Origin of the sequence: Halomonas sp. MMSF_3323, from assembly GCF_030733595.1 — a bacterium.
GTDB classification, from domain to species: Bacteria; Pseudomonadota; Gammaproteobacteria; order Pseudomonadales; family Halomonadaceae; genus Halomonas; species Halomonas litopenaei.
On the sequence record NZ_JASHIT010000029.1, the window covers coordinates 1 to 15,461 of the forward strand.

Genomic DNA, 15,461 nt, shown 5'->3' on the forward strand with positions numbered 1-15,461 from the left:
TCGGCACGGCCGCTCCTCAGGCCTTCTCCACCAGCATGCGACCGAACATTTCCATGTGCATCGCGTGGCAGAACCAGTTGCAGTAGTACCAGTGCACACCGGCGCGTTCGGCGGTGAAGGTGACGCTGGACGTCTGTTGCGGACCGATCTCCATGGACACGCCATGGTTGACCATGCAGAAGCCGTGGGTCAGGTCTTCGACGGTATCCAGGTTGGTGATCACCACCGTGACCTCGTCACCCTGCTTCACCCTGAATTCGGTGATGCCGTACTGGGGCGCGACAGAGGTCATGTAGACGCGCACCTTGTTGCCGTCGCGGATGACCTTGTTGTCGCTCTCCAGGGTGATGCCGTCGGCCGCGGCCATGGCGCGGGTGGGTGCGAAGAACGGATCCTGGCGATCCCACACCTGGATCGGGTTGAGCTGGTCGGCGCGCATCATGATGGCGTCATGGGGCTCGGCGTAGGTCGGGCCGTCGTGGACCAGCTTCATGGTGTCGCCGGAGATGTCGATCAGCTGATCGTTTTCCGGGTGCAGCGGTCCCACCGGCAGGAAGCGGTCCTTGGAGAACTTGCACAGCACCACCAGCCACTTGCCGTCGGCATCGCGGGTCTCGCACAGGCTGGCGTGGTTGTGGCCCGGCTGATAGTGCACGTCGAGCTTCTGGTGGATGTAGTTGACGTCCTCGCCGTTGTAGGCGCGGATCGCCTCCTCGATGTTCCACTTGGCCACCTGGCTGTCGATGAACAGGGTGGTGTAGGCGAAGCCGCGACCGTCGAAGGTGGTGTGCAGCGGCCCCAGGCCCAGCTCCGGCTCGGCGACCACGCTGTCGCGGGGCTCGATCTCGTCGGCGAACAGCGCCGGCAGCTTGTCGATGGCGATGATCGACACCGTCGGCGACAGCTTGCCGTTGGCGATGAAGTACTTGCCGTCGGGTGAGGTATTCAGGCCATGGGGATTCTTGGGCACCGGAATGTAGCGCGTCAGCGGTGAGCCCTTGCGTCCGTCCAGCACCGGCACCGGGGAGTCGCCCAGGGTCTCGAACTGGCCTTTCTCGACGGCGGCCTCGATGGCTTCGACGTCGTACACCACCACCCAGTCACGCTCGGCACGCATGCTGTCGGCCAGGGTCATGCCCTTCTCGGAGTTGTAGCAGGTCGAGGCAACGAAGCGGCCGGTGTAGTCGGCGTCGGTGTTGTCCAGGTTGCCATCGACGATCACCTGCCAGGCCACTTCCATGGTCTCGGCGTCGATGGCGTTGAACATGGTGTAGTAGTTCTCGGGATGCTCCAGGTCGCGACCGTCGTTGACCTGGGGGATCGGGAACTCGGCGTTGGCGAAGACGTACTTGGTGAAGGGCACCTTCTGCAGACGCAGGCCGTGGATGGCCTGGACGTTGGGAATAGTGGTGACCTTGTCGGTCTTCATGATGTCGAGGCGGATCCGCGCCACCCGGGTATTGGCCTTGTCGTTGATGAACAGGTACTTGCCGTCATAACGACCGTCGGTGAGCGAGGCGTGGGGGTGGTGGGCGTCACCGTTGTGGAAACGCGCGGACTCGCCGAGGATATGCCGGGACTCGTTGGTGATGCCCCAGCCGGTGGCGCTCTCGGTGTTGAACACCGGAATGCGCATCAACTCGCGCATGGAGGGGATGCCCAGCACCCTCACTTCGCCGGAGTGGCCGCCGCTCCAGAAGCCGTAGTATTCGTCGAGTTCACCGGGGGCCACCATGGCATCGCCTTCACTGGCGCGGGCACTGCGGCTGCCGAGCAGGGCGCTGGTGCCAACACCGCCGACCACTCCGCTGGCAAGGCCGGCGCCGGCGACGCCGGTCACCGCACTGTTGCGTAGAAAGTGGCGTCGGGCCAGATTCTGGATACTGCGGGAATCGTCACTCACTTCAGTTCTCCTCAAGGCAGGGTATACGCCGCGGGTCGCCGTCCTGGCTTGATCCGCGGGGTTCTGCGTCACCCACGTCGCCGTGCGTCCTCGCCGCATTCCGTTCCAGGCGCTTTCTGCGCTTGACCCGGGGCGGACAGCGACGGTCGTCGTCGTAGGTGATCTGGCAGTCCAGGCAGTAGTGGCACTCCGAGGCCTCGATGCGACCGTCGGGATGGATGGCCACCAGCTCGCAGTCGTTGGCGCAGATCTGGCAGGGGGTGCCGCACTGGCCATGGTGCCGCCTTAGCCAGTCGTAAAGGCGCAGGCGACCGGCGATGGCCAGGCTCGCACCCAGCGGGCAGACGTAGCGGCAGTAGGCCTTGTGCATGAAGGCCGAGCTTGCGATCAGTGCCACGGCGTAGAGCACATAGCCCCAGTCGCGCAGGAAGTGCAGGGTGATGGCGGTCTTGAACGGCTCGACCTCGGCCAGCCGCTCCGCCTGTCCCAGGTCGTAGAAGGACACCCCGACCAGGCCAAACAGGATCAGGTACTTCACCACCCACAGCCGCCGGTGCACGGCGAAGGGCAGCGTCAGTTGCGGCACCTTCAGGTGACGGGCGAGCTGGTTGACCAGGTCCTGCAGCGCGCCGAAGGGACACAGCCAGCCGCAGAAGATGCTGCGGCCCCACAGCACCAGAGTGACCGCCACGAAGACCCACAGCACGAACATCAGCGGATCGATCAGGAAGGCCGACCAGCTGAAGCCATGGATGACGGAATGGATCAGCGCCAGCACATTGACCACCGAGAGCTGGGCCAGCGAGACCCAGCCGATATAGACCAGGGTGTAGAGCAGGAAGGCCTTGCGCAGCGGGCGCAGCAGGCGCGGACGACGCGCCAGGGCGTCCTGGAACGCCAGGATCAGTGACAGCGTCACCAGTCCAGCACCAAGCCCGATCAGCTCTAGCCGACTCTGCTGCCACATCTCGAGCCACAGCGGGGCGGGCTCCACCGGCTCGGGACGCTCGATAAAGGCCTCGGGCAGCGCCTGGTCGAGATGAAAGCGGGTGAACTCCTGGGTCAGCGGCCCCGAGGCCCGGCGCACCAGCAGGTTTAGCCGCCAGGGCGTGCCCGGGTCGAAGTGGGCGTCCTCGTGGATCACGAAGATGTCGCGTTCGCTGAGTGCGGGGGCTCCGTCGATGGCCAGGCGCGGCAGGCGGCGCTGGTCGCTGTCGTGGAAGCTGATCGAGGCGTTGCCCTGGACCAGCTCGATACGATCGAAGATGCCGCCGCGCACGTAGCCCGACCCCTTGTAGGAAAAGCTGCCGTCGGCGAGCAGGGCAACGGCGTGTTCGCCGGGGGCGAGGCTCGCCATCAACTGGTCGTAGCCGCGCTCGCCGAGCAGATTGCGGCCAACGCTCGGCGCATTGAGGTAGCCCAGGTAAAGATCGATGAAGGTGGCGTCGCGGGGCGAACGCTGGCCGCTCAGGTAGTGCTCCGCAGGGGTGCCGACGAAGGCGTCATCGACCTCTCCCTGGCGCAGGGTCAGGTGGCCCAGTGCCCCCTGGTCGAGCAGGCCCTGCCAGTCGGCGGGCGCGTAGATCTCGTCGCGCACGCGGGCGATTGGCGCTGCCGCGGGGTCCTCGATCAGCCCCAGGGCGGCGGCGACCAGGCGTCCTGCCCGCATGATGGTGTCGTTGACCACGATGACGGTCACGGTGGCGCCGGAGATGGCATCGACGTCCTCTCCCACCTCCAGGCGCGACGTCACCGAGGTACCCAGGTGCTGGCCGGCGAAGTCGTCCAGGCGCTCTGACGGGATACCGACCAGCATGATCGGCTCGGAATGATTGAGTACCTTGGCCAGGCGCAGGCTGGCGGAAGGATCGATGGCGATCAGCAGGTTGACCGGCTTGCCCGAGTAGGCGGGGATCGGCGCGACCTCGGCGCTCTCGAAGGCGTAGCCGACCAGTTCGTCGCCACGGTAGAGCGCATTGACCGGCCACGGCAGGTCGGTCACCGGCTCGACCCTGTCGGTGCCGGGAAAGGCCTGCTGAAACAGCGCGAGGTCACCCTTGGCGCTGCCAAGGTCACCGAGATACTGATCGAATTCCAGCGCCAGGGCGGGCAGGCTCAAGCACATCGCCAACAGCACGACAAGCAGGCGCAGGGGAGAAGACCAGTGGCGGGGAAAATGGCGGGGGGCTTGGGTCATGGCATGACCTCGAGGCGCAAAGCGCCCCGAGGACGCTTCGCGCACCAGGGTGGGATCAGGGCGTCAGCGACGAGAAGTAGGCGGCGATGTCGGCGATATCCTGATCCGACAGGGCCGCCGCCTGGGGCGCCATGATGGCGGACATGCCACCACCGCGCTGACCCTCGCGGTAGGCCTTGAGCGCGCTTTCCAGGTACGGAGCGTTCTGACCCGCCAGGTTGGGATAGATCGGTCCGGTGGCCTTGCCGTCAGTGCCATGGCAGGCGGCGCAGGCGCCGATCTTGGTTTCACCGGCGGCGGCGTCGCCGGCGGCCTGGGCGTTGAGACTGAACAGACAGGCGGCGCCAAGCGCGGCCAGGGGGATCCATTTCATGATGAGCGCTCCTCGGTCTTGGGGCGTGATACCTGACGCAAGCGGCGTGCGGCTTGGGTCAGGCATCACGGTTTGTGCGGGATGTCCCTTGGGACTCTCGAGTATTGGAGCGCTCAGCGACAATACCCTATGACGTTGGTCAACTTTAGGCGGGGAGAGGTACGTCTTCCGTACTATGCTTGATCGGGATCACTGGGATGGCAGGGGCATCATTGCGGTTGGCTCGCGTTTGCACTACCTCGGGCGAGAACACGCCACAGGGGCAAGCGCCGTGATGCCGCTGCCGTGATTTGATGCAGATCATGTCTGGCTTCGTCTTGCCGGGACGGGCGGATTCGACGTGCGACAATGCCGACAGATGCCGCCGTCGGGCGGTCGTGTCACGAGGGGCCTTGTCGATGTCATCCGATGTTTTGCCGTTTCAGCGTGCGCTGGTCGAGAAGTACGACCGTCCAGGGCCGCGCTACACCTCCTATCCCACCGCGCCGCACTTCCACGACGGTTTCGGTGTCGCCGACTATCGCCAGGCGGTCGAGCGCAGCCAGCAGGGGGAGCCGAAGCCGCTGTCGGTCTACGTCCATGTGCCCTTCTGCGAAAGCCTCTGCTACTACTGTGCCTGCTCCAAGATCATTACCCACAATCGCGAGCGTGCCGCTGAGTACCTGGCGCTGCTCAAGCGCGAGATCGCCCTGCAGGCGGCGCTGTTCGACGAGACCCGGGAGCTCAACCAGCTGCACCTGGGTGGGGGCACCCCGACCTTTCTGTCCAATGACCAGCTCAAGGGGCTGATCGACGCCCTGGCGCGCCACTTCCGGTTCGCCCCGGAGCAGCGCCGGGAATTCTCGCTGGAGGTGGATCCGCGTACGGTGACCCCCGCCCAGATCCATGAACTGCGCGAGATGGGCTTCAATCGTCTGAGCTTCGGCGTCCAGGACTTCGATCCGCTGGTGCAGAAGGCGGTCAACCGCGTGCAGAGCGAGGCCCAGGTGGCAGCCCTGGTGGACGCCGCCCGGGACGCCGGCTTCGCCTCGGTGTCGGTGGACCTGATCTATGGGCTGCCGCTGCAGACCCGCGACAGCTTCGACGCCACCCTGGCCAAGGTGGTGGCGCTGAGACCCGACCGCATCGCCGCCTACAGCTACGCCCACCTGCCGTCGCTGTTCAAGGCCCAGCGGCTGATCCGCGACGAGGACATGCCGCCGCCCGGGCGCAAGCTCGAGTTGCTCGAGCTGACCATCGAGCGGCTGACCCAGGCGGGCTACGTCTATATCGGCATGGACCACTTCGCCCTGCCCGAGGACGAACTCAGCAGAGCCCGTCACGACGGTACCCTGCAGCGCAATTTCCAGGGCTACTCGACCCACGCTCAGTGCGACATGATCGGGCTCGGGGTCACCTCCATCGGCAAGGTCGGCGACGCCTACAGCCAGAACGTCAAGACCACCGCCGAGTACGCCGAGCACCTCGAGGCCGGGCGGCTGCCGGTGTTGCGGGGCTATCGGTTGAGCGACGAAGACCAGCTGCGTGCCGAACTGATCACCTCGCTGATGTGTCACGGCGAGGTGCGCTTCGCCGAGTTCGAAGCCCGTCACGCTATCGACTTTCGCACGCATTTCGCCAGCGCCCTCGACCAGCTCGACGAGATGCAGGCCGACGGCTTGATCGAGATCAAGCAGCAAGCGCTCAGGGTACTGCCGGCAGGACGCCTGATGATGCGCAACGTGGCCATGGCCTTCGATGCCTACCTGGTCCCCGGCAGCGGGCGCTTCTCGCGCACCGTCTAGCCGGCTCTATCGCGGCTGCCCCGGGGCGAGACGCCCGGGGTAGGCCGCGCTACCTTTCATGCGCCAAAGCCGAATTAACGATCGGGTCTTCCATGGCCCGATTTTTCGTTTATATTGTGCCGCCGGTCGAAAATTTTACTATATCTGGTAGGGTGCCCGAGCTTATCCGGAGCGCGCATCCGCCCCTTTACGACCCCGTTTATTTGCCGGTAACTTCATCGGAGACAAGCTTTCATGACCACATCCGCCAAGGCCGCCGCCCTGTCGCAGGAGGTTCCCATGCAGGGCCCCTCGTATGACATCTGGGACGCCAAGTATCGCTTGAAGGACCGCCACGGCCAGCCCGTCGACGCCGACCTTCAGGCCACCTGGGACCGCGTGGCCAAGGCGCTGGCCGCCGTCGAGGGCGACGCCGCCGACAAGTGGCTGCCGAAGTTTCGCTGGGCGCTGGAAAACGGCGCCGTGCCGGCAGGCCGGATCACCTCCAACGCCGGAGCCGAGGGCTACAAGCCCGCGGTCAGCCTGATCAACTGCACGGTATCGCGGACCATTCGCGACTCCATGCACGACATCCTCGACAGCGTGGTGGATGCGGGCATGACCCTCAAGGCCGGCTGCGGCATCGGCTACGAGTTCTCCACCCTGCGCCACAAGGGCGCCTTCGTGTTCGGCGCCGGTGCCGGCACCAACGGCCCCCTGGCGTTCATGGATATCTACGACAAGATGTGCTTTACGGTGGCCTCCGCCGGCGGCCGTCGTGGCGCCCAGATGGGCACCTTCGACGTCGGTCATCCCGACGTGCGCGACTTTATCGAGGCCAAGCGCGAGGCCGGTCGCCTGCGCCAGTTCAACCTGAGCCTGCTGATCACCGACGAGTTCATGGAAGCGGTGAAGCAGGACGCCGACTGGCCGCTGGCCTTCCCGCTGCACGAGGGCGAGAAGGGCGACGTCGATGACAGCGAGCTGATCTACCGCGACTGGCCGGTGATCGAGGACGGCTACACCCAGGACGCCGAAGGTCGCGTGGCCTGCCGCGTGGTCGAGGTGATCAAGGCCCGCGAGCTGTGGGACACCATCATGCGTTCCACCTACGACTACGCCGAACCCGGGTTCATCCTGATCGACCAGGTCAATCGCATGAACAACAACTGGTTCTGCGAAGAGATCCGCGCCACCAACCCCTGCGGCGAGCAGCCGCTGCCGCCGGAGGGCGCCTGCCTGCTGGGGTCGGTCAACCTGACCCGCTTCGTGATCGATCCGTTCGGCGACAAGCCGCGCTTCGACTGGGACAAGTACCGTGAGGTGGTGGCGATCTTCACCCGCATGCTCGACAACGTGGTCGAGATCAGCGGCCTGCCGCTGTCCGGCCAGCGCCGCGAGATCGAGGCCAAGCGCCGCCACGGCATGGGCTTCCTCGGCCTCGGCTCGACCATGACCATGCTCAAGATGCCCTATGGCTCGGCCGAGTCGCTGGGCTTCACCGAGGAGGTCAGCCGAGTGCTGGCCGTGGAGGGCTGGAAGCAGGCGCTGGAGCTGTCCCGCGAGAAGGGCATGGCCCCGATCCTCGAGCAGGAGTTCGAGCTGACGCCGAAGATGCTTCGCGAGCGTCCCGAGCTCGGCCGCGACGGCTATGAGGTCGGCGACAAGGTGCCCGGGCGCATCCTGCACGCGCGCTACAGCCGCTATATGCAGAAGATCGCTGAGGTCGAGCCGCAGCTGGTGGCGGAGCTGGCAGAGCACGGCGCGCGCTTCACCCACCACTCGTCGATCGCCCCCACCGGGACGATCAGCCTGTCGCTGGGCAACAACGCCTCCAATGGTATCGAGCCGTCGTTCTCCCATCGCTACTTCCGTAACGTGATCCAGGCCGGCAAGAAGACCAAGGAGCAGGTCGAGGTGGTGTCCTTCGAGCTTGCCGCTTACCGTCACTTCATGCACGCCGACGCGGTGGAAAGCGACCTGCCCGAGTACTTCATCACCGCCGACGCGGTGACCCCCAAGCAGCACGTGGCGGTGCAGGCCGCGGCCCAGGCCTGGGTCGACTCGGCGATCTCCAAGACCGTCAACGTGCCCACCGACTTTGCCTTCGAGGCGTTCAAGGACCTGTACCTGGACGCCTACCAGAGCCGCCTCAAGGGCTGCACTACCTTCCGCTTCAACCCGGAGGCCTTCCAGGGCGTGCTGGTGCGCGAGGATGACCTCAAGAACACCACCTATATCTTCGAGCTGGAGAACGGCGAGACCCTCGAACTCAAGGGCGACGAGACGGTGATCTACGACGGCGAGGAACACAACGCCGCCAACCTCTACGACGGCTTGAAGGAGGGGACCTATGGCAAGTGGTAATCGGACCAGCGGCGAGCCGCAACATCATGCCTGGGTCGTGAGCGTGTCACGCCCGCATCATCTTTCTGGAGGAGCCCGCTGATGGCTGTCGAAATCAATTCCAAGATCGTGGGCTACCGCGTCAAGAGCGAGGAGGCCGCCCCCGCGCCGGCCCCGCTGCCCGAGGAAAACCCGCTGACCATGCGCATCCCCTCGCGCCCCGAGGGAACGCTGGAGGCAGTATCCGAGAAGATCTCCTACGTCGGCGCCGAAGGCCGCAAGAAGGTCTACCTGCTGGTGTCCTTCATGCCGGTGGAAGGCGTGCTCAACGGCCAGCGGGTGATTATCGAGCGCCCGGTGGAGTTCTTCTTCCCCTCCGGCCAGCTGTCCAGCGAACACCAGTGGATCACCGCCACCATGCGCAGCCTGTCGCTGGCCGCCCGCGGCGGCTACGTCACCCAGGCGGTGGCGGATCTGCGCAAGGTGGCCTGGGACAAGGGCCTGGTGCGCTGCGGCATGAACCGCTGGAACAAGCCGATGTTCCACGACTCCGAGGTCGCCGCCATCGCCTGGTCGATCCAGCAGATCCTCTATCGTCGCGGCTTCCTCGACATCGACGGCAACCAGATTCCGGTGGAGGAGCTGGTCAGCCGCTACGCCCGGCGCCAGGCCTCCGGCCACGGCTGGTACCCCGCCGAGGTCGAGGACGAGACCCCGAGCGGCGCGGTCGAGCCGCTGGATGGCAAGCCTGCCGAGTCCGCCGCCGAAGGCGCCAGCCCCGCCGTGGTCGGCAACTGCCCCGAGTGTCGCGGCGAGCTGATCATGATGGACGGCTGCCCCACCTGCTACGCCGGCTGCGGCTGGTCGAAGTGTGGCTAGTCGACGTTTGGTTGGAAAGCACGACTAGAATACGTGGCTAGAAAGCACGGCTGGCGCGCGAACAACCCAGCGTCACAACGATGGGCCCTTCGGGGCCCATCGTTGTGTCTGGAGGGGTGGTTTTCGTTCAGCCAGCGTCGTGACAGCAGGCGCTATGACGCCCCAGGCGGCTGAGCCTGGCCGGAGCGGGTGGTGTTGTAGACGGGGTGGCCGCAGGGGCAGTGGTGGTTGATGAACCGGCTGCGGAAAAAACGGATGTCGAACTCCCGGACGTAGCTGGTCTTGTGGGCGGCCAGCACGATGTCAAAGGCGTAGTCGCGGTGGGCCTCGCCCCGACTCTGGGCGTCCAGGTAGGGCGTGTAGTCGGTGGTGATATGCAACTGGAGATGGGCTTCGCACAGATGCCCGGTGAAGTAGGGCAACACACGTATCTGGCTTTCCTCCTTGGGCGCCGAGGGTTCGGGCATGCCAGTCACGTTGCCGATGATCACCTTGCGAGAATCCAGCACGAACATGCAGAGGCCGCTGCCGGTGCCAAGCAGGCTGCCAAGGTAGAGGGTTTCGGCATGGTCACCCTCTATCAGCTTGCGCATGGCGTGGACGGTGAAGCGATAGCTCTGCCAGTGGCACCACTGTGCTGCTCGTTGCAGTCGGTGATAGACACTAGCCCCGACGCTGCGACGCGCAAACCCGGCCAGGCGCTGGCGCAGACGGGATTGGCCCAGATAGAAGGCATAGTACCAGGCCACCAGTTTCGTAAACGCCAGGCAGATGATCGCAATAGTGAGGGTAACCAGCGACGTCTGAAGGAAGGGCTCGCCGAAGGGCTCGCCTTGGGTGTCTGGGTAGGCGTAAGGAGAAGCGGAGGGGGCAGAGAAAGCGTGCAGGAGGTAAAGCACAGCGAAGACCGGGAGGGCGGCCCCAAAGCCGGCGATGGCGCTGCGCAAGGTCAGCTGTTGTCCGTTGGCACGAATGACGTAGCGTCGCCAGGAAGGGATCGAATGGCATAGCAGAAAGCCGGCCACCAGCAGGACGAAAGGTGGCAGCAGCTTGATGCCGCTCATTCCGGCTTGCTGTCCCTGCGATCGAGGCTGCGGCGAAGGGCTCTGACGTTGCTCTTGACCTTGCGCGACCGCACCAGCTCGGCGCTGTCCACGGAGACGGCGCCGCGATGCGATATCTTCATGCTACGCAGGTGGCCACCCTCTTTGGCCTTGAGGTAGCCTTCGAAGCTGGTTTCGATGGACATCGTTGCTCCTTTTCCGCTTGTGAACTCAATGCTCTGCGGAACCTGGGTGAAGCCAAGGGGCCGAACCCGATGATGTCAGCAGTGTAGCAGAGTTCCCATTTCGACCCCGGCATTCGGCTGTGTCAGAGCGTTCAACGAGCGCTACACCAGAGGGCTTGATGGGCGTCATGAACCGAGGGCGACGGTATCGCTAGCATGACCCGGCGGCGTCGTGCCGCTTGACCAGGAACCCGTCATGTCGCTGTCGCCGCTCGGCTCGCTGTCGTTGCCTTCTCTTGCCCTTCCTGCCCTGCCCACCCTTCCTTCGTTGCCGTCGTCGTTGACGTCTGGCGCCTTGACCCGGGTGCCCCATCGTCTGCATCTGTCACTGATGCGCCGTCTCGGCCCGCTGCCCCTGCCGCTGTTGCGCACGAGTCTCGAGCCCTGGCTCAACCGCACCCTGGCCGAGCCACTGGCCGACGGTGAGTTCGACGTGCTTGAAGGGCGCCGGGTGTGTCTGTCCATCGATGATCTGGCGCTGGCGGTCACCCTGACCCTCACGCACGGTCGCCTGCAGGTCACCGACGCGCCCTGGGAGGTGAAGGTGGCGGGGGGCTGGCGCGAGTTCGCCTGCCTGGCCAGCCGCGAGGAAGACCCGGACAGCCTGTTCTTCCAGCGCCGGCTGTGCCTGGAGGGCGATACCGAACTGGGGCTGACGGTGAAGAACCTGCTGGATGGGCAGGAAATGGAACTGCTGCATCCCTACCTGCTCGAGGCGCTGGGCCAGCTGCAGCGCTGGCTGCCTCGCCAGGCCTAGGCGCCTGGTTACCGCCTGCTGGCTGGCGGGTTGAGCCATCTAGCGATGGAGGCCGGCGAACCGGCCTCCTGAGTGAGGTGGTGTGAGAGGGAAGGGGCTTTCAGTCTTCCAGTACCGGCGCCAGATCCATCCCCGCCTGGCCGTGCCAATAGCCATTGCACAGCTCGGCGTCCACCAGCGCCAGCGGCGAGGGCGCCGAGTAGCGTCCTTGGCGGGCCAGGTCGAAGTCCGCCACCACCTCATCCATCCCCTCTGAACGCGGACTTAGCCGGGCCGTGGTGACGCCCATTGTGGCCATCTCGGCAAGCTCGTGGCGCAGGTCCTGACAGGCCCCGGACAGGGTCTGGATACCGTTCAGGGTGAACAGTCGACGGCTGTCGTCCTGGGTGGTCAGCGACAGCCCTTCCGGATAGTCCTGGCAGACGAACTGGCAGCGATCCTTGGGGTGCTGATGGTGACGCGCGGTAAAGCAGCGCGACGACCAGGCCAGCGGCAGGTGGCCGTAGGCCAGCACCTCGCAGTCCAGCGCCAGCCCCGCCTCGCGGGCGTCAGACAGCAGCCGGGCCAGGTCGGCGCCGGGCAACTCCACCGGGGCGACGAAGCGGAACATGCCGGCGCGCTTGAGGATCTCCAGGGTCGGCACATTGTAGAGGTTGAGCGCCGGGCCGCCGACGAAGGGCAGGCCCGCCTCGGACAGCCGGTGCACCGCGCTCATGTCGTTGGCCTCGACCAGGAAGTCGCCGTTGTCGCACAGCCTGGTCAGGTCGCGCAGGTCGGCGTTGGACTCGATCAGGGTCTGCGAGCCGAGGATCACCTGCTTGCCGGCGGCGGCGAGCTGGTGGCCGATCTCCAGCCAGTCGGCGAGCTTCATGTCGCGCCGCCGGGAGCACACGGTTTCGCCCAGGGTGACGCTGGTCAGCGGCCAGTGGCAGGCCTGTTCATAAAAGGCGAAGTAGCGCTCGCGGGTCCAGTAGAAGGACACCGGGCCAAGGCTCAATTCCAGTGAAGCAGCGGTCATCTCGCCTCCTGTCATTTCCAGTCGCGCTCGTAGGCGCCGAGAGTATGGGTGGAGCCTTCGGCCAGCGGCGCCAGGGCGGCGCTCCAGTCGGCCTGGGGGCGATAGTCGTCGCCGGCCCGGTCCAGATGGTCCAGCGCCTGGCGCCACACGCGGGTGACGCTGGCCACATAGGCCGGACTGCGCTGACGACCCTCGATCTTGATCGCCTTGATGCCCAGCGCCGCCAGCTGGGGCAGCAGGTCCAGGGTGCTGAGGCTGGTCGGCGCCTCGATGGCGTGGCCGACGTCGCCCTCGACGTTGAAGCGTCCCTTGCACAGGGTCGGGTAGCCGGCCTGTTCGTCGGCGCGGTAGCGATCGATCAAGACGCCGTTCAGGCGCGATTCGCGTCCGCTGGCGGTCTCTTCCCAGCGCACGTGGGCCGCCGGCGAGCACACGCCGTGGGTGTTGGGTGATTCGCCGGTCAGGTAGGACGACAGATAGCAGCGGCCCTCGGCCATGATGCACAGGCTGCCGAAGGCGAACACCTCGAGCTCCACCGGGCTGTGGCGGGCCAGGTCGCGCACCTGGTGGATCGACAGCACCCTGGGCAGCACCGCGCGACGGATGCCGAACTCGCGGTGGTAGAAGGCCAGCGCCTCATGGCTGGTGGCGGAGCCCTGCACCGACAGGTGGCGGGGGGTGTCCGGGTGGCGCTCGGCGGCGTAGGCCAAAAGGCCCGGGTCGGCCAGGATCAGGGCGTCGACCTGAAGCGAAGCCGCCTGGTCCACCGCCGCGCGCCACTGGGCCAGGCTCGACTGCTGCGGGTAGGTATTGATCGCGCAGAACACCCGGCAGCCCCGGGCGTGGGCGTAGTCGATACCCTCGCGGGCGCGCTTGTCGGTGAAGTTCAGCCCGGCGAACTGGCGGGCGTTGGTGGCATTCTGAAAGCCGAAGTAGACCGCGTTGGCGCCCTCGTCCACGGCGCGCTTCAAAGCGGGCAGGCTACCCGCGGGACAGACCAGTTCCATGTCGATCTCCGAGCGAAGAGAGGCGCCATGCTAGCCCCGCCCGGACACCGCCGGCTTGATGCGTATCAGTGTCCGCCAATGAAGTGGGGGATGGAGCGAAGGGATGACGCGCTGCACCGGGGCCGGGTGTGGACAACCTGGCGATGGTGGGAATCCGACTTGCGGGTCAGGCGTGCAGATAAAGGTGGCGATGAGCTTGTGAGTCGTTCTGTGGATAACCCTGTGTGGCACCTTGTGAAAAGCGGTGGGCAGGCGGTGCAGGGGCTGTGGGCAGCGGTGTATAAGTCGCCTGTCAGTGGTGGATCAGCGGCTCGCTCGCTGTGGTAAACGAAAACGGGCCCCGCAGGGCCCGTGGCATTCTTGCCGGAGCCTACTGACCGCCGGAGGGGAAGTGGAACTCCGCCTGGGTGGTCTCGAAGGGCGAGGGCCAGCGCTGTGACACCGCCTTGCGACGGGTGTAGAAGCGCACCGCGTCAGGGCCGTAGGCGTGCAGGTCGCCGAACAGCGAACGCTTCCAGCCGCCGAAGCTGTGGCTGGCCACCGGCACCGGCAGCGGCACGTTGATACCCACCATGCCGACCTCGATGGCGTCGGTGAAGCGGCGCGCCGCCTCGCCGTCACGGGTGAACAGGCAGGTACCGTTGCCGTACTCGTGGGCGTTGGTCAGGGCGATGGCCTCATCGAGGCTGTCGACACGCACCACGCACAGCACCGGGCCGAAGATCTCCTCGCGGTAGATGGTCATCTCCGGGGTGACCCGGTCGAACAGGCAGCCGCCGACGAAGAAGCCGTTCTCGTGGCCCGGGACCACCAGCTCGCGGCCGTCGGCCACCAGGGTGGCCCCTTCCTGCACGCCCTTCTCGATATAGCCGAGCACCTTGTCGCGATGCTGGGCGGTGACCAGGGCGCCCATGTCCAGGCCCTTGTCGGTGCCGGGGCCGATCTTCAGCGCGGCGATCTTGGGGCCCATGGCCTCGATCAGACGGTCGGCGGTGTCATCGCCGACGCATACCGCCACCGAGATCGCCATGCAGCGCTCGCCGGCGCTGCCGTAGGCGGCCCCCATCAGGGTGTTGGCGGCGTTGTCGATATCGGCGTCGGCCAGCACCACGGCGTGGTTCTTGGCGCCACCGAGGGCCTGCACCCGCTTGCCGCTCTCGGCGCCACGTCGGTAGATGGTTTCGGCGATGGGGGTCGAGCCGACGAAGGACACGGCCTTGATCTCGGGGGCGTCGAGCAGCGCCTCGACGGTCTCGCGGCCGCCCTGGACCACGTTCATGATGCCCTGGGGCAGGCCGGCTTCCTCGAGCAGGCGGGCGACCGCCAGGGCGGCGGACGGGTCCTTCTCGGAGGGCTTGAGCACGAAGGCGTTGCCGCAGGCGATGGCCATCGGGTACATCCACAGCGGTACCATCGCCGGGAAGTTGAACGGGGTGATGCCGGCCACCACGCCCAGCGGCTGGAAGTTGGAGAAGGCGTCGATGGACGGCCCCACGTTGTGGGAGTACTCGCCCTTGAGCAGCTCCGGCACGCCGCAGGCGTACTCGACGTTCTCGATGCCGCGCTTGAGCTCGCCCATGGCGTCCTCGAGAGTCTTGCCGTGCTCTTCGCTGATCAGTCGCACCAGACGATCGGCGTCACGCTCCAGCAACGCCTTGAAGCGGTACATCACCTGGGCGCGCTTGGCCGGCGGGGTATCGCGCCAGGCCGGGAAGGCCGCCTGGGCGGCGTCGATGGCGGCCTTGACGGTGTCGGCGTCGCCGTCGGCGACCTGGCGAATGGTCTCGCCGGTGGCCGGGTTGGTGACCGGCAGATGGCGGCTGGCCTCGAGATCCTGACCATTGATCCAGTGATTGACGTTGTCCATCGAGGGTCCTCAAGTGTCGAAAGGGCGGACGGGCATGGCCCGTCCGCGCTGTGGATAACGCTG

At 66.1% G+C, this 15,461-nt stretch carries 12 protein-coding genes; 4 read left to right on the forward strand and 8 right to left on the reverse strand.

Annotated elements, in window-relative coordinates; genetic code table 11:
• Positions 1–16: 16 nt before the first annotated feature.
• From nosZ to RBB39_RS14880, 3 genes are read right to left on the reverse strand one after another with little or no spacing between them, the layout of a single operon-like run.
• Positions 17–1,903 (reverse strand): TAT-dependent nitrous-oxide reductase, encoded by a 1,887-nt coding sequence (nosZ, locus tag RBB39_RS14870; RefSeq protein ID WP_239452571.1) that lies wholly within the window; start codon positions 1,901–1,903, stop codon positions 17–19.
• A 1-nt stretch (position 1,904) separates the two neighbouring features.
• Positions 1,905–4,100, reverse strand: coding sequence for a NosR/NirI family protein (locus RBB39_RS14875; protein ID WP_306169176.1), 2,196 nt, complete (start codon positions 4,098–4,100; stop codon positions 1,905–1,907).
• Positions 4,101–4,155: 55 nt separating this feature from the next.
• Positions 4,156–4,473 carry a cytochrome c gene (locus RBB39_RS14880; RefSeq protein ID WP_045993538.1) on the reverse strand — a complete coding sequence of 106 codons (318 nt, stop codon included), beginning with the start codon at positions 4,471–4,473 and terminating at the stop codon, positions 4,156–4,158.
• Between the two features lie 398 nt (positions 4,474–4,871).
• Between RBB39_RS14880 and hemN the strand changes: the two genes are divergently transcribed.
• From hemN to RBB39_RS14895, 3 genes are all read left to right on the forward strand, one after another.
• Positions 4,872–6,257, forward strand: a complete 1,386-nt coding sequence (hemN, locus tag RBB39_RS14885; protein WP_045993537.1) for an oxygen-independent coproporphyrinogen III oxidase — start codon at positions 4,872–4,874, stop codon at positions 6,255–6,257.
• A gap of 234 nt (positions 6,258–6,491) precedes the next feature.
• Positions 6,492–8,603, forward strand: coding sequence for an adenosylcobalamin-dependent ribonucleoside-diphosphate reductase (locus RBB39_RS14890; RefSeq protein WP_045993536.1), 2,112 nt, complete (start codon positions 6,492–6,494; stop codon positions 8,601–8,603).
• An 81-nt stretch (positions 8,604–8,684) separates the two neighbouring features.
• The gene (locus tag RBB39_RS14895) at positions 8,685–9,461 is read left to right on the forward strand and encodes a hypothetical protein (RefSeq protein WP_045993535.1); all 777 of its coding nucleotides are present in this window, start codon (positions 8,685–8,687) and stop codon (positions 9,459–9,461) included.
• Positions 9,462–9,613: 152 nt separating this feature from the next.
• On the opposite strand, the gene RBB39_RS14900 is transcribed toward RBB39_RS14895, so the two are convergent.
• Together RBB39_RS14900 and RBB39_RS14905 are read right to left on the reverse strand one after the other, a co-directional pair.
• Positions 9,614–10,525 (reverse strand): hypothetical protein, encoded by a 912-nt coding sequence (locus tag RBB39_RS14900; RefSeq protein ID WP_045993534.1) that lies wholly within the window; start codon positions 10,523–10,525, stop codon positions 9,614–9,616.
• The gene (locus RBB39_RS14905) at positions 10,522–10,710 is read right to left on the reverse strand and encodes a hypothetical protein (protein WP_045993533.1); all 189 of its coding nucleotides are present in this window, start codon (positions 10,708–10,710) and stop codon (positions 10,522–10,524) included. The genes RBB39_RS14900 and RBB39_RS14905 overlap by 4 nt, the downstream gene beginning before the upstream one ends.
• A gap of 235 nt (positions 10,711–10,945) precedes the next feature.
• Here RBB39_RS14905 and RBB39_RS14910 point away from each other — a divergent pair, with 235 nt between their 5' ends.
• Complete coding sequence (locus tag RBB39_RS14910; RefSeq protein WP_083970484.1) at positions 10,946–11,506, forward strand: SCP2 domain-containing protein; 561 nt, start codon at positions 10,946–10,948, stop codon at positions 11,504–11,506.
• A gap of 100 nt (positions 11,507–11,606) precedes the next feature.
• On the opposite strand, the gene RBB39_RS14915 is transcribed toward RBB39_RS14910, so the two are convergent.
• The 3 genes from RBB39_RS14915 to RBB39_RS14925 all read right to left on the reverse strand — a co-directional run bounded on the left by RBB39_RS14915 (position 11,607) and on the right by RBB39_RS14925 (position 15,398).
• A complete protein-coding gene (locus tag RBB39_RS14915; RefSeq protein ID WP_045993532.1) occupies positions 11,607–12,524 on the reverse strand; it encodes a U32 family peptidase in 918 nt (305 codons plus the stop codon).
• Between the two features lie 11 nt (positions 12,525–12,535).
• On the reverse strand, positions 12,536–13,531 hold the full coding sequence (locus RBB39_RS14920) for a peptidase U32 family protein (RefSeq protein WP_045993531.1): 996 nt from the start codon (positions 13,529–13,531) through the stop codon (positions 12,536–12,538).
• A gap of 370 nt (positions 13,532–13,901) precedes the next feature.
• Positions 13,902–15,398 carry a CoA-acylating methylmalonate-semialdehyde dehydrogenase gene (locus tag RBB39_RS14925; protein WP_045993530.1) on the reverse strand — a complete coding sequence of 499 codons (1,497 nt, stop codon included), beginning with the start codon at positions 15,396–15,398 and terminating at the stop codon, positions 13,902–13,904.
• Positions 15,399–15,461: the final 63 nt, after the last annotated feature.

Coding starts and splice junctions, on each gene's coding strand:
- RBB39_RS14875 (WP_306169176.1), bottom strand. CDS start 4,100: ATGACCCAAGCCCCCCGCCATTTTCCCCGCCACTGGTCTTCTCCCCTG.
- RBB39_RS14880 (WP_045993538.1), bottom strand. CDS start 4,473: ATGAAATGGATCCCCCTGGCCGCGCTTGGCGCCGCCTGTCTGTTCAGT.
- hemN (WP_045993537.1), top strand. CDS start 4,872: ATGTCATCCGATGTTTTGCCGTTTCAGCGTGCGCTGGTCGAGAAGTAC.
- RBB39_RS14890 (WP_045993536.1), top strand. CDS start 6,492: ATGACCACATCCGCCAAGGCCGCCGCCCTGTCGCAGGAGGTTCCCATG.
- RBB39_RS14895 (WP_045993535.1), top strand. CDS start 8,685: ATGGCTGTCGAAATCAATTCCAAGATCGTGGGCTACCGCGTCAAGAGC.
- RBB39_RS14900 (WP_045993534.1), bottom strand. CDS start 10,525: ATGAGCGGCATCAAGCTGCTGCCACCTTTCGTCCTGCTGGTGGCCGGC.
- RBB39_RS14905 (WP_045993533.1), bottom strand. CDS start 10,710: ATGTCCATCGAAACCAGCTTCGAAGGCTACCTCAAGGCCAAAGAGGGT.
- RBB39_RS14910 (WP_083970484.1), top strand. CDS start 10,946: ATGTCGCTGTCGCCGCTCGGCTCGCTGTCGTTGCCTTCTCTTGCCCTT.
- RBB39_RS14915 (WP_045993532.1), bottom strand. CDS start 12,524: ATGACCGCTGCTTCACTGGAATTGAGCCTTGGCCCGGTGTCCTTCTAC.
- RBB39_RS14920 (WP_045993531.1), bottom strand. CDS start 13,531: ATGGAACTGGTCTGTCCCGCGGGTAGCCTGCCCGCTTTGAAGCGCGCC.
- RBB39_RS14925 (WP_045993530.1), bottom strand. CDS start 15,398: ATGGACAACGTCAATCACTGGATCAATGGTCAGGATCTCGAGGCCAGC.